The 14,075-nt window shown below is 58.9% G+C and carries 7 protein-coding genes; 4 read left to right on the top strand and 3 right to left on the bottom strand.

Features of this window, described 5'->3' with window-relative positions; all coding sequences use genetic code 11:
- The first annotated feature begins 133 nt into the window (after positions 1 to 133).
- Positions 134 to 763, top strand: a complete 630-nt coding sequence (locus A0257_07510) for a hypothetical protein (GenBank protein AMR26969.1) — start codon at positions 134 to 136, stop codon at positions 761 to 763.
- Positions 764 to 855: 92 nt separating this feature from the next.
- Here A0257_07510 and A0257_07505 read toward each other — a convergent pair whose 3' ends face one another.
- Positions 856 to 2,640 (bottom strand): 1,4-alpha-glucan branching protein, encoded by a 1,785-nt coding sequence (locus tag A0257_07505; GenBank protein ID AMR26968.1) that lies wholly within the window; start codon positions 2,638 to 2,640, stop codon positions 856 to 858.
- Positions 2,641 to 3,011: 371 nt separating this feature from the next.
- Here A0257_07505 and A0257_07500 point away from each other — a divergent pair, with 371 nt between their 5' ends.
- From A0257_07500 to A0257_07490, 3 genes are all read left to right on the top strand, one after another.
- Entirely contained in the window at positions 3,012 to 3,425 is a 414-nt protein-coding gene (locus tag A0257_07500; GenBank protein ID AMR26967.1) for a hypothetical protein, read from the top strand.
- A 220-nt stretch (positions 3,426 to 3,645) separates the two neighbouring features.
- Positions 3,646 to 4,473 carry a hypothetical protein gene (locus A0257_07495; GenBank protein ID AMR26966.1) on the top strand — a complete coding sequence of 276 codons (828 nt, stop codon included), beginning with the start codon at positions 3,646 to 3,648 and terminating at the stop codon, positions 4,471 to 4,473.
- 202 nt (positions 4,474 to 4,675) lie between these two features.
- A complete protein-coding gene (locus A0257_07490) occupies positions 4,676 to 5,431 on the top strand; it encodes a hypothetical protein (GenBank protein ID AMR26965.1) in 756 nt (251 codons plus the stop codon).
- 1,464 nt (positions 5,432 to 6,895) lie between these two features.
- On the opposite strand, the gene gltD is transcribed toward A0257_07490, so the two are convergent.
- Positions 6,896 to 8,365, bottom strand: a complete 1,470-nt coding sequence (gltD, locus tag A0257_07485; protein ID AMR26964.1) for a glutamate synthase — start codon at positions 8,363 to 8,365, stop codon at positions 6,896 to 6,898.
- A 665-nt stretch (positions 8,366 to 9,030) separates the two neighbouring features.
- Positions 9,031 to 13,533 (bottom strand): glutamate synthase subunit alpha, encoded by a 4,503-nt coding sequence (locus A0257_07480; protein ID AMR26963.1) that lies wholly within the window; start codon positions 13,531 to 13,533, stop codon positions 9,031 to 9,033.
- Between the last annotated feature and the right edge of the window lie 542 nt (positions 13,534 to 14,075).

Here is a 14,075-nt window from a genome sequence, read left to right as displayed (position 1 = left end):
GGGTAGGAATAAGGGGCGAAAGGTAAGCGCCCGCGCGTTTAATCAACAACCCGAAATCGGTGGGCGAGGAGTTATGACCCAAAACAATACGTTTGCCGCCGCGCTTTAGACTGGTGCATTCCATTCCTTTTTTATGTCAGACTTCACCAACGTGCTCACGCCCGAGTACCCCATTCTGCCCCAGTTGACGCAGCGCCGCAGCCCGCGCGCCTACACCGCCCAGCCCGTGCCGGCCGAGGCGTTGCAGCAGCTCTTTACCGCCGCCGGCTCGGCCGCTTCGTGCTTTGGCGAGCAGCCCTGGCGCTTTATCGTGGGCAGCAAGGCGAGCAGCCCCGAGGCGTACCAAAAAATCCTGGGCACGCTGGCTCCCTTCAACCAGGTTTGGGTAAAGGAAGCGCCCGTGCTGGCCATCAGCATCGCCAAAACCACGTTCTCGCACGACAGCAACCCCAATGCCTGGGCTACCCACGACGTGGGCCAGGCCGTGGCAACGCTGGCTATCCAGGCCGTAGAACTGGGTCTGCAAATTCACCAAATGGCCGGCTTCTCCGCCGAAGCCGCCCGCACGGCTTTCGCCATTCCCGACGGCTACAACCCGGTAGCCGTGTTCACCATCGGCTATCCCGGCAACCCCGACCAGCTGCCCGAAGCCCTGCGCGAGCGCGAAACAGCGCCCCGCGTCCGCAAGCCGCTGGCCGAGTTTATGTTTGAGGGCGGCTGGCCCCAGCCCGCCGAGGAGCGCTACGACCAGGCACCGGTTTAGCGCGCAAGGTTTCGCGAAGTAAAAAGAGGTTCCGCAAGGTTGACGTTATGTCAAACCCTGCGGAACCTCTTTTTACTTCGCGAAACCTTGCGCTAGCGCGATAGAATCACGGCCGCGTATGGCCCCAGGGCGATGCTGCCGTGCTGGCCGTAGCCGTCGTAGTCTCCCGCCACGGCATCGGTGCCCAGGGAAGGAAAATCGCTGAAATCGGCGTCGTAGCCTTCCCAGTCCGAGTTGAAGCGCACCTTCCAGTTGCCGCCGGCTGGCAGGCCGATGGTATAGCCCTGGTGCGCCTGGTTGGCGAAGTTGACGACGACGACCGTCGCATCCTCGGGGCTGCCATCCCAGCGGGCGAAGGCAATAATCTTGTCGCTGTTGTTGATGTGGAACACGTGGCAGCCCTGGCCGCGCAGGCCCAGCGTCACGCCGCGCAGGTCGCGCCGCAGCGCAATAAGGTCGCGGTAAAGCTGCGTGAGGCCGCCGTGCGCCTCTGCCCAGTCCCACTCCAGCGGCTCCGTATCGTTGAAAGCGCCGGGCGCGAGAAACTCCTGGCCCTGAAACAGCATCGGAATGCCGGGCGCGGTGAGCACCAGCGCCGCGCCCAGCACGGTGCGCTTTTTGGCAAAGTAATTCTCCGCGTCGCCGGGCATTATTTCCTCGGGCAGGCGGCTCTTGCCGTTGGCCACCTCGTCGTGGCTCTCCGTGTAGATAATGCGCTGGAAAGCATCGCCATTATACGCCGTGCAAATAGCGTGGCTCAGGGCGTTCATATCGCGGTCGGCATCCGAATAGGCCGTGAGCGCCTCGTGCACCGGGTAAATAAACGAGGCCGACCACTGCGCCGAAAAGCCCTCGCCGCCCTGCTCCGTTTCCCCCGTGATGGCGGGGTTGGAGCGCAGGTCTTCGGCGATGGTGATTTTCCAGGGCTGGCGGGCTTTGATTTCCTCGTTTATCCAACGCATCAGGCTCCAGCCGTCGGGCAGGTCGGCGCCGGGGTCTTCCTCGCCGTGCACGTTGCGCACGAAGGCAATAGCATCCATGCGCAGGCCGTCGCAGTGGTAGTCTTCGAGCCACATCAGGGCATTGTCCAGAATGTAGCGGCGCACTTCGGGGCGGCCATAGTCGGGCCGGTTGTGGCCCCAGGGCGTTTCGCCTCGCCAGTCGTTATAGAAATAGATGCCGCCGCCGTCGTTTTCGCTCCAGCCATCAAACTGCCACAAATCGAGGTCGCCGGGGCCAAAGTGATTGTATACCACATCGAGCACCACCGCGATGCCGTGCTGGTGCGCCGCCTTCACCAGCTCGCGGAAGGCCTCCGGCCCGCCGTAGTCGCTTTCCAGCGCAAACGGGTTCGACGGGTTGTAGCCCCACGAATAAGCGCCCGGAAACTCAGTGGCCGGCATAATCTCGATGCAGTTCACGCCCAGGCCCTGCAGGTAGTCGAGCCGCGCTATCACGTCGCGAAACGTGCCGGGGTGGCCCACTTCTTTCACGTTGAAAGTACCGACGTGCAACTCGTAGATAACGAGGTCGTTCCAGGCCGGCATCTGAAAATTTTCGCCTTCCCAGTCAAAATCGGCGGGGTCAAACACCAGCGAATGGCCCGCCGAGTTGGTCACGGACCGGGCGTAGGGGTCGTTGCGGGTGAGCTCGCCGCTGGGCGTTTGCAGCACGTATTTGTAGCCATCGCCGGGCTTGGCGGGCAGGTCGGCGGCCCAGTTGCCATCGCCTTCGGCCTGCAAAGGGTTCTTGGTCTTATCCCAGTCGTTGAAAGTGCCGATTACCGAAACGGCGCTCGCGGCCGGGGCCCACACCCGAAAGGTGGTGCCGCCGGGGTGGGGTAGGGCCCCAAAACCATCGCGTACGGGGGCTGCCACGACGGGCGCGGCCGGGGCTTCGGCTGGCTTAGGGGGGGTAGGGGAAACCGCTGCTTTAGCGGCGGGTTTAGCTTTAGGTAAAGTGGAGGGAGGCATAGATAGAAGCCGGCGCGCGCGGGCTTCTATGGTGAGCCCAGCTGGCGCGGCCAGCAAATTAATGACCCTCTTACGCGGCTAAGCAGATTAGGATATGCTAGCCAGCTTGGTGGCCGCCCGAAGCGGGGGTAGAAAAACTACCAGGCGCGGCTGAGGGATTAGGCAAGCTGATTTTTCTGCTGCCCGCCAGGAGCGGATTGGTTTTTGATGCCGGGCAACCCGCAGGCCGGGTTTGGGGTTTTAGCTTTGCGCTGCGCCTACCCCCATAAGCTTACATGCCCCGTCCTCGTCCCGTTGTTTTTGGTTTATATGCCTGGTCGCCCAACTACGGCTACCGCTACCTGCACCCCGCCAACCGCCGCTCGTTTGAGTTGCTAGAGCCGGTGGGCAAGGTGTTTGAGAAGGTGAGTGACCTCGACGACGACAGCGACTGGATAACGCTGCGCTACGACGAGCAGCAGTTTTTGGTGCGCGGCGAGCTGTTCAAGGAGCTCTACAATAAGCCGCCCTTCGGCTTCGGCGATTTGGTGGAGGAAGTGCGCCCTACCCCCGGCCAGCCGGCCCACCGGGGCCTCATCTCCGATATTTATTGGAGCGAAAGCCAGGACCGCGCCACCTTCCAGCTGGTCGAGCGCAAACGCAAAGTGGCCCGCATTTTCGAGCCCGACGAGCTGCGCAAGGCTGTCTGAACCACGGATTCATGCGGATTTTTCGGATTGGTCGGATTTTGTGGGCGATTGCCTTTCTATTCTGACCTAAGCCAGCGTAAACAATAGGTGGCCAAAGGGATAAGGCCTGGAATAGGCGAGAAGCGAGTAAATTTCTGAAGATAATCTGCCTGCCTGCGGCCACTCGCCCAGGGCCAACTTTGGCCGTGAAGCCTACGTTTAATTTATTTTTTTAATATTCATGAAGAATATTTTATATATTTTCACCTGCACATTAAGCCTGGCCGCTGCCCAGCCAGCGCTAGCCCAGCAATCAGCTTCGCCTTACCGCACCCGCTTCGCCGTCGATGGCTCGGTTATCCTGGGCGAAGCAGCCGTGAGCGGTTTCGGCCTCTACCGCTCCATGCAGCGCGATGGCCTGAGCAACACGCAGCTAGCGGCGCTAAACAAGAACGACATCCCCAGATTTGACCGCTTTTCGGCCGGCTATTTCAGCCAGAGCGCCCAGACGGCCAGCGACCTCATTTGCTACCCCACGCTGGTTATCGCGCCCGGCCTGCTGGCCCTCAACCCCACTATTCGCAGCCACTACGGGCAGGTGCTGGTGCTGTATGTGCAGACGGTGTTGGCTGCCGATGCCCTCTTTACTACCTCCATTGGCAATATTCCGCGCTACCGGCCCTTTCTCTACGGCACCGGGGGCGGCGACCTGCGCAACGGACACGTTGCCACCAACTCGTTTTTTGCCGGCCACACGGCGCACACGGCCGCCGCTACCTTCTTCGCCGCCAAGGTGTTTCACGATTATAACCCCGGCTCGCCGGCCCAGCCCTACGTGTGGGGCGCGGCGGCGGCCGTGCCGGCCGTGGTAGCGTATTTCCGCGTGGAGGCCGGCAAACACTTCCTCTCCGACAATATCGTGGGCTACGCCGTGGGTGCCACGATGGGCGTAGTGGTGCCGCAGCTGCACAAAGTGGCCAGCCAGCGAGGCATTTCGCTGGTGCCGTTGCAAGGAGTTAATATCAACGGCTACTCGTATAGCGGCGTGCTGCTGAGCAAGCAGCTCTAGCACTGGCATGCCGCCTAATATTCCTACCCTTTCGTGGAGAGCCCACATTGCTGGCTCACCTGCTTCTCAGCACCGCGCCCGGCGCTACTACGGGTGCCCACGCGGGCACCGGCCCAGCAGGGTTGCCGGGGGGGTAGGGGGTAGGGAAAAGTCACTACCTTAGTCCCAGCCCACGGTTGAGTTTGCCGCGGGGCTTCTGCTCATGAGCCTACTTCACAAAAGCCTCGCTATCAACAGTGTGCTTATTCTGCTTAGCGCCTCCATCATCGGCACGGTGCTGCACGAGCTGGCGCACTACGTCGTTAGCGCGCACTTCGGGCTGGGCCCCACGCTGCACCACAATTACGTGAACTCGGTCCTCGACGGCACCCCGCGCCAGCAGATGCTGGTGGCGGCGGCCGGCCCGGTTTTTTCGCTGCTACTGGGGGTGCTGGCGGCCGGGGTCGCCGTCTGGCTGCCCCGGCCTTCGCTGACCAAGCTGTTTCTGCTGTGGCTGGGCATGGACAGCATTCTGGGATTTTTGGGTTATCTGCTCATCGCGCCCATCGCCAAAGAGGGCGATACGGGCCTGGTATTCGCCTATTTCGGAGTGCCCTTATATGCGGCCATTGCTCTCGCGGCAGTGGTTTTTGTAGGTTGCCAGCGGCTTTATAGCTGGTTTGCCACGCAGTTTGTATACTACAAAAACGCGCCCGTTTTCGACCGCGCCGCCACCCAGAAACAGCTGTTTCTCTACCCTATTTTTAGCGTTATCGTACTGCTGACGCAGCTCAGCTTCCCCATCATCACCTGGGTGAGTCTGCTGCCCACCATCTTCCTGCCGATGACCTATTTCAGCACCTGGGGCGCGTATCGCCGCCTGGCCCTCACCGATGCGCCAATGATAATTGACAGGGTTTCGGTGCCGCTGGTGGTGCTCACGGTGGCGATGGTGGCGTTGTTTCGGTATTTGGTGTGAGACCTCTTGACTAACGTGTATTTTTCAGCTTTTATCATCATTCATTATAATCGCCTGATAAAGGCAGTACGTCAGCACGTCACTGTAGCCCAAGGAACGTTGATGCAAATATTGCTTTACATTCGCCGAATAGACAAGCACATTTAATACGCTTGCTTAGCGGACCGCGATTTGGACCTATATTGCACATTGAAGATTTTTTAAAATAGCCATCCCCGCGCGTAAACCGAGTAAAAAATGAATAATATAAATATTTTCGTAAGTTCCACTTGCTATGACCTATCGCAAATTAGAGTTGATTTATCGGAGTTTATTGAATCCAATGGGCATACTCCGGTTCTTTCAGAATTTAATACTTTTCCTATAAACCCGCAGGATAATACTATTAAGAACTGCATAAGTGCTGTTCGAGAATCAGCTGATATAATGGTTCTAGTAGTTGGCAGTAGATATGGTAGCTTAACCGATACTGGCAAGTCAATCACCAACTCTGAGTTTTTAGCAGCTAGGCAGAAGAGAATTCCTGTTTTTGTTTTTGTGGATAAAAAAATCCTCGGAGCTTTGGCTTTCTGGAAAGAAAATAAAAATGCTGATTTTTCAAAATTCGTAGATTCTACAAAAATATTTGATTTTATTAATGAGATTAGGAATGATTCGCAGTTATGGACATTTGAATTCGAAAAGGCACAAGATATAACTTCGATATTGAAGATACAGTTGTCTTATCTTTTTAAAAATAGTCTAAAAATAAGGGATAAGTATGAAAGCAGAATTCCTGAAATATTCAGACTGGGAGTGTCAGACGACGCCATTAGAATACTCGTAGATAAAGAGGATTTATACGAGCATCTTTTCTTCGCTCAAGTATTAACTGATGAAATGCAGTCAAAAATTTATATTTATAATGATTATAAATATAGTATTCGTTACGGTGTAAAATACACTCTGCGCTTAAATAACGAGGTCTTAGATTGGATTTCAAATCGTATAACTTCGATAACAAATCTAGTTGAGTCTTTATCAAATTTAGTTAACAAAGCATTTGCTAATTTCTTGAATGAACCAGGTGTACCCGCTGATTTAAATGGCCTACTTTATGTTGCTAGAACATATGCAAAAATATACCAAGAATTATTAAATTGGTCTATTGATACTAGTTGTACATCAGTTCCTGATGGTTGTGAAGGAATTAGAGATAAGATGTCAGCTTTGGCAGATAAAGTATTAGTTAGCTTGGGCGAATTTCCGATAACCATTATGGATAGTTTAATTACTGCGAAGAATACTATCGAGCTTGGCAAGAAAATAGAGATTAATTTATCATTAAAGGTTGAGATAGATGAACAAGCTTTGAAAGATTATGGTATAGAGTTTGAAAAACTAAGATTTAGGCTTTTATCTTAAAAGAGAAGCCCCAAAAGCAAGAGCTTCCAGGATTTCTCCGTTTCCATAATCCCCAAAACCCTACCCTACCATCCCCGCCCCATTCTTGCTCGGCAAATTTGTCTTACCCATCAAATACACATCCACCTGCCGGGCGGCTTCCCGACCCTCCGAAATGGCCCAGACGACCAGCGACTGCCCGCGGCGCATATCGCCGGCCGCGAACACGCCCGGCACGCTGGTCTGGTAGGTGGTTTCGGGGGCGTGCACGTTGCCGTGCTCATCCGCCCCTACCCCCAGCTGGCCGAGCAGGCCAGCGTTGGCGGGGCCGGTGAAGCCCAGCGCCAGCAGCACCAGCTGGCACGGGATTTCGCGGTCGGAGCCGGGCACTTCCTCGAAGCGGACGCGGCGGCCCAACTCGTCGGTTTCCCAGGTTACGTCGCTCACGAGCAGAGCGCGCACGTCGCCGTTTTCGTCGCCGAGGTAGGCTTTGGTGTTCACGCCCCAATAGCGCTGGCAGCCTTCTTCGTGCGAGCTGCTGGTGCGGAATACGGTGGGGTAGAGCGGCCAGGGCGTGTGGGCGGGACGCGCTTCGCCGGGCTGGTGCATCATGGCAAACTGCGCTACCGACCTGGCTTGCTGGCGGTTAGCGGTGCCCACGCAGTCGGAGCCGGTGTCGCCGCTGCCGATAACCACCACGTCGAGGCCATCGGCCAGGATGTGCTCGCTGTCCACGGGCGTGTCGCTCACGCGGCGGTTTTGCTGCGTCAGGTACTCCATCGCGTAGTGGATGCCGGCCAGCTCGTGGCCGGGCAGCTTTAGCTCGCGCGGGGCCGAGGCCCCGCCCGCCAGCACCACCGCATCGAAGGCGCGGCGCAGCTCGTCGGCCGGCAGGTCGCGGCCAATTTCTACGCCGCAGCGGAAAGTTACGCCGGCGGCTTCGAGCAGTTGGATGCGGCGCTCAATCACCCATTTTTCGAGCTTGAAATCGGGCACGCCGTAGCGCAGCAGGCCACCGGGGTGCGGGTCGCGCTCAAATATGGTTACGACGTGGCCGGCCTCGGTGAGCTGGGCCGCCACCGCCAGCCCGGCCGGCCCGCTGCCGACTACGGCCACCGTTTTGCCGGTTTTCAGCACCGGCGCGACGGGCCGCACGTAGCCCTTCTCGAAGGCAATTTCGATGATGTGCTTCTCGATTTCCTCAATCGCCACCGGCGCGCTGTGAATGCTCAGCACGCAGGCCGACTCGCAGGGCGCGGGGCAAATGCGGCCCGTAAACTCGGGGAAATTATTGGTGGCCGATAAAATAGCATACGCCGCCCGCCAATCCTGCTGATACACCGCCTCGTTGAACTCGGGAATGATGTTGCCCAGCGGGCAGCCCGAATGGCAAAACGGCACCCCGCAGTTCATGCAGCGGGCCGCCTGCTGGTGCAGCTCCGGCGCGGGGTAGCGGCCGATGAATTCCTGGTAGTGGGCCACGCGCTCGGTGGGGGCCGCCTTGGGCGGCGCGGTGCGCGGGTATTCTTTGAAGCCGGTGATATTGCCCATTTGTGCTTGCGGTGCGCCTCACCCCCCGGCCCCCTCTCCGAAAAGGAGAGGGGGAGCCACGGCGGATTTTGCGGCGTGAGTTTAACTCAAGTTATTAAAAAAAGCTTGCAACTCTGATAAAGAAACTAATTATATGAAATTATTTTTTTCGATAAAAAAACAGGCTTTTCTTCCAATACTCTAAATAAATAGGCTTGTGATTGGGTGAAAACACGACTGCCTTTTGGATATACTTCGCAGATAATGAATCCACTCAATGCAGGTTTTGCAAAGATTATTTCATGGTTACACTTGCCAATTTTGCGCTCGAAAGCATTATTTTTACTATGGCTGTTCGTTTTATTTTCTATTGAATCTAAATAAGACATTGTGTACATTGCATTAACTTTTAATAACTCCTCGTGAAAAGCCAGTAATTGTACATCACCTTTAGAGGTAGAAGTACACGCTTTATATTTATTATCCCGTTCGATATAAGTAACAATGGTCTTTTCAGTCACTGTTTGAGCCTTAGCGTAAACGGTACTGCTAATTATTATAGCTATCGAATATAACAAAGAAATTAATAGCTTTTGAAACGGTGACATAGAGCAGAAATAATTTATAAGTATTACTAGGCTCCCCCTCTCCCTTTCGGAGAGGGGGTAGGGGGGTGAGGCGCACCGTCAGGCCCTTAAAGCCTTCACCAGCACCCGCTTATACTCCAGCGGGAACACCTTCACGAACCGCCCGGCTTCTTCCTCCCAATTGCCCAGTAGGAAATTAGCCAGGTGGCTGCCCGTGAGCGCCACGTGCTGCCGGAGCAGCGCTTGAATCTCGGCTTCGTCGGTTTCGGTGAGGGCTTCGAGGGCTACCATGTCGGGATTGCAGTTCACGGGGAACTGGCCGGCGGGGTCATATACCCAGGCCAGGCCGCCACTCATGCCGGCGGCGAAATTGCGGCCCGTGCGGCCCAGCACCAGCACCCGGCCGCCCGTCATGTACTCGCAGCCGTGGTCGCCTACCCCCTCCACCACGGCCGTGGCCCCGGAGTTGCGTACCGCGAAGCGCTCGCCCGCCTTGCCGCGCACGTACAGCTCGCCCGAGGTGGCCCCGTAGAGCGCCACGTTGCCGATGAGGATGTTGTTTTCGGGCGTGAAGGTGCTGGCGGCGGGCGGAAAAATGGCCAGCCGCGCCCCGCTCAGGCCCTTGCCCACGTAGTCGTTGGCCTCGCCTTCGAGCTTGAAGGTCAGGCCACTAGCCGCGAACGCGCCGAAGCTCTGCCCGGCCGAGCCGGTGAACTGGTAGCGGATGGTATCGGCGGGCAGGCCGGCGGCGTGGTAGCGCTTGGCTACCTCATTGGAGAGCAGCGTGCCGATGGTGCGGTCGGTGTTTTTCACGTCGAACTCGCCCGTTACCACTTCCTGCCGGTCCAGCGCGGTCTGCGCGTGGGCCAGCAAGCGCCAGTCGAGCACCTCACTGATGCCGTGGTCCTGGCTTTCGCTGTTGTATAAGGTGCCGCCCGAGCTATTCGGGGCGGGGCTGAGCACCGCGTCGAGGTTGAGGAGCCGGGCTTTCCAGTGGCCGGCTTCGGGGTTCACTTTCAAGAATTCGCTGCGGCCCACCATCTCGTTCAGCGTGCGGAAGCCCAGCCCGGCCATGATTTCGCGCAGCTCTTCGGCCAGGAAGCGGAAGAGGTTGACGATGTGCTCGGGCTTGCCACTGAACAACTTACGCAGCTCCGGGTCTTGGGTGGCCACGCCCACCGGGCAGGTGTTGAGGTGGCACTTGCGCATCATAATGCAGCCGCCCGCCACGAGCGCCGCCGTGGCCACGCCGAATTCCTCGGCCCCCAGCAGGGCGGCCACGGCCAGGTCGCGGCCGGTTTTCATCTGGCCGTCGGCTTGCAGCACTACGCGGCTGCGGAGCTGGCTGCGCAGCAGCGTTTGGTGGGCTTCGGCCAGGCCCAGCTCCCAGGGCAGGCCGGCGTGGCGGATGCTGCTGAGCGGCGACGCGCCCGTGCCGCCGTCGTAGCCCGAGATGAGAATCACGTCGGCGTGGGCCTTCGCCACGCCCGCCGCGATGGTCCCTACCCCCGCCTTGCTCACCAGCTTCACGTTGATGCGGGCGGCGCGGTTGGCGTTTTTAAGGTCGAAAATCAGCTGCGCCAAATCCTCGATGGAGTAGATGTCGTGGTGCGGCGGCGGCGAAATCAGCCCGACCCCCGGCGTGGCGTGGCGCACCTTGGCAATCCACTCATCTACCTTGTGGCCCGGTAGTTGGCCGCCTTCGCCGGGCTTCGCGCCCTGCGCCATTTTTATTTGCAGCTCGTCGGCATTGGTGAGGTAGTGGGCCGTGACGCCGAAGCGGGCCGAGGCAATCTGCTTGATGGCCGAGCGCATGGAATCGCCGTTTTCCATGACTTCGTAGCGTAGCGGGTCCTCGCCGCCCTCGCCGGTGTTGCTCTTGCCGCCGATGCGGTTCATGGCGATGGCCAGCGTGCTGTGCGCCTCGTGCGAGATGGAGCCGAATGACATCGCGCCGGTCGCAAACCGCTTCATAATATTTTCGGCCGGCTCCACTTCGGCCAGGTCGATGCTGGGCCGGTGCTTCGCAAAGCACAGCAGACCCCGAATGGTAAAGAGCTGGTTGGGGTGCTCGTTGAGCAGCTTGGCGTACTTCTGGTAAGTCTGGTAATTGCCCGTGCGGGTAGCGTGTTGCAGCAGGTGGACGGTTTCGGGGTTGAACATGTGCGCCTCGCCCTTGCGCCGCCACTGGTACACGCCGCCCGCGTCCAGCAGTTCTGGCCCCAAGGCGCCTTCCTTTTTGAAGCCCTGGAAATGCTTTTGCAGCGTCTCGCGGGCAATCTCGTCCAGCCCCAGGCCCTGAATGCGGGTCACGGCCCCGGTAAAGTACTGGTCCACCACGCTTTGATTAAGGCCCAGTATCTCAAATACCTGCGCGCCGTGGTAACTCTGCAAGGTGGAAATTCCCATCTTCGAGAAAATCTTCAGCAGCCCGTCGCACACCGCTTTGGTGTAGTTGGCCGCCAGCTTTTCGTAGGGTAAGTCACTGCCCAGCAGCCCCGCCGCGTGGCGCGTCTGGATGCTGGCCAGCGCCAGGTAGGGATTCACGGCCGTGGCCCCGAACGACAGCAAACAGGCGAAATGGTGAACTTCCCACACGTCGCCGGCCTCCACCACCAGGCCCACCGAGCCGCGCAACCCGCACTTTATCAGGTGGTGATGCACGGCCGACACCGCCAGCAGCGACGGGATGGGCGCGTGCTCCGAGTCCATCGCCCGGTCGGAGAGAATCAGCACCTCGAAACAATCATGCACCGCGTCTTCGGCGTAGCGGCACAGGCGCTCCAGCCCCCGCTGCAAGGCTCCCGGCTTGCCATCGGCCTTGAAATAGGTTTGCAGACTCTTGGCCTGAAACGAGCCGGTGTCGATGCTGCGCAGCTTTTCCAGCTCGCGGTTGCTCAGGATGGGCTGCCGGGCGGCCACGCAGTGGCAGTGGCGCGGGTCCTCATCCAAGATATTGCCATTATTGCCAATAAAGGTGGCCAGGCTCATCACCAGCCGCTCCCGAATGGGGTCGATGGGCGGGTTGGTGACCTGCGCGAAAAACTGCTTGAAGTAGCTACTCAGGTGCTGCGGCTGGTCGGAGAGCACGGCCAGGGGCACGTCCACGCCCATTGAGCCGATGGGTTCTTTGGCGGCCAGCGCCATCGGGGCCAGCAGGGTTTCGAGGTCCTCGCGGGTGTAGCCAAAAGCCTGCTGGTACTTGAGCACGGCCTCCGCGCCCAGGTCGGTGAAGGTGAGGCGCGGCTCGGGCAGGCTCTCCATCTGAATCTGGTAGTCTTCCAGCCAGCGGCCGTAGGGCTGCCGGCCGGCCGCCTGCGCCTTGATTTCGCGGTCGGTGAGGATGCGGCCGGCTTTGGTGTCCACCACGAACATCTTGCCCGGCTGCAAGCGGCCCTTCTTGATAATGCTCGCCGGGGCGAGGGGTAGCACGCCCGCCTCGGAGGCCGCCAGCACCCGCCCATCGTTGGTGATGGCGTAGCGCAAAGGCCGCAACCCGTTGCGGTCCAGCATCGCGCCCACCAGCGTACCGTCCGTAAAATTGAGCGCCGCCGGACCGTCCCAGGGGGCCATAAACGTGGCGTGGAATTCGTAGAACGCCTTTTTGAGCGGGTCCATTTGGTCGTTACCGTCCCAGGCTTCGGGCACCAGCATCATCATCACGTGGGGCAGTGAGCGCCCGCAGTGCAGCAGCAGCTCCACGATATTGTCGAGGCAGGCCGAGTCCGACTGCCCGGCATCGACCACGGGCAGCAGCATCTCCATTTCCTCGGCCGAAAAGTAGGGCGAAGTGTAGGTGGGCAGGCCCGCAAAAAACCAGTTCAGGTTGCCGCGCAGCGTGTTTATCTCCCCGTTGTGCGCCAGGTAGCGAAACGGCTGCGCCAGCTTCCACGAGGGCATGGTGTTGGTCGAAAACCGCGAATGCACCAGCCCGAACGCCGACGTTACGCGCTCGTCGCTAAGGTCGGGAAAGTACATCCCGACCTGAAACGTGGTGAGCTGCCCCTTATACACGATGGTGCGGCACGAGAGCGAGGCGAAGTAAAAATCAGCCAGCGCGGCCGGCAGCTGCTCGTTCAAGGTCTTGATAACCAGCCGCCGCAGCACAAACAGCTTGCGCTCGAAGTCGGCCTCGGTGGCCAGCCCCGGCGGCCGGCCCAGAAACAGCTGCTCCATCACCGGCTCGGCCGAGAGGGCCGTGGGGCCGATGCCCGCCGTGCGCACCGGCACCGGCCGGTAGCCCAGCACCGGCAGACCCAGCCGCCGCGCCGCGTCGGCAATGAGCTGCCGCGCCCCTTCGCGCAGCTGCTCCTGCTTCGGAAAAAACACCATGCCCACGCCATACTCGCCCGGCTCGGGCAGCCGGATGCCGTGGGCCACGCATTCTTCCAGCAAAAACCAGTGCGGCAGCTGAATGAGCACGCCCGCCCCGTCGCCCGAGTCGGCATCGCAGCCGCAGGCCCCGCGGTGCTCCATATTGGCGAGCATGGTGAGGGCATCGGCCACCATCTGGTGGCTCTTGCGCCCGTCGATGGACGTGATAAAGCCCGTCCCGCAGGAGTCGTGCTCAAACTCGGGCCGGTAAAGGGTGGGCGTGGTCATGTCAGTAAGCAAGTAGCAAGCAGTGAGCAAGTAGGGAGCGTTGGCGCAAGCCGGCCGGACATAAGTAGGCGGCGCTGGCCCCAAGCTGTTTTTGAAAACAGCGAGGCCAGTGCCGGAAACCGGCAAATCCGTGATGGGTGGGGGGAGGGGTAGGGCGCGGGTAGGGCGGCGCAAGCTAACAAAGTCAGCTTCTGCCTAAACATTGCCGCTTGGGTAGGCGGCAACCGGGGGGTAATATACGGTGCTACGGATTAGGTAGCGCGTCCTTGGTAGTACAGAGAAGGACTACGTTGAGTAGGTAAATTACAATGGACAGTCGCATATAGCGACTAATATCGGCCGAATCTTGCAAGCTTGCGGTTGAAAATCGCGCTCGACCTCAAGCAGAAGGTTAGAATTACCTAGATGTACTTAGTCACCCATAGTCAGGCCGTATATATTGGCATACGCCTGTTGGGTGAGGGGTAGGGATGTGAGTTTTAAAAGTCAGAATGTCCTTCAAAAGGTTTGATTTGTCTATGCGTAAACCTAGTGTCTATAAT

This window comes from Hymenobacter psoromatis (genome assembly GCA_001596155.1).
Taxonomy (GTDB): domain Bacteria; phylum Bacteroidota; class Bacteroidia; order Cytophagales; family Hymenobacteraceae; genus Hymenobacter.
The sequence above is the reverse complement of the archived record's forward strand: the minus strand, read 5'-3'. Positions and strand labels throughout refer to the sequence as shown.

Coding starts and splice junctions, on each gene's coding strand:
- A0257_07510 (AMR26969.1), top strand. CDS start 134: ATGTCAGACTTCACCAACGTGCTCACGCCCGAGTACCCCATTCTGCCC.
- A0257_07500 (AMR26967.1), top strand. CDS start 3,012: ATGCCCCGTCCTCGTCCCGTTGTTTTTGGTTTATATGCCTGGTCGCCC.
- A0257_07495 (AMR26966.1), top strand. CDS start 3,646: ATGAAGAATATTTTATATATTTTCACCTGCACATTAAGCCTGGCCGCT.
- A0257_07490 (AMR26965.1), top strand. CDS start 4,676: ATGAGCCTACTTCACAAAAGCCTCGCTATCAACAGTGTGCTTATTCTG.
- gltD (AMR26964.1), bottom strand. CDS start 8,365: ATGGGCAATATCACCGGCTTCAAAGAATACCCGCGCACCGCGCCGCCC.
- A0257_07480 (AMR26963.1), bottom strand. CDS start 13,533: ATGACCACGCCCACCCTTTACCGGCCCGAGTTTGAGCACGACTCCTGC.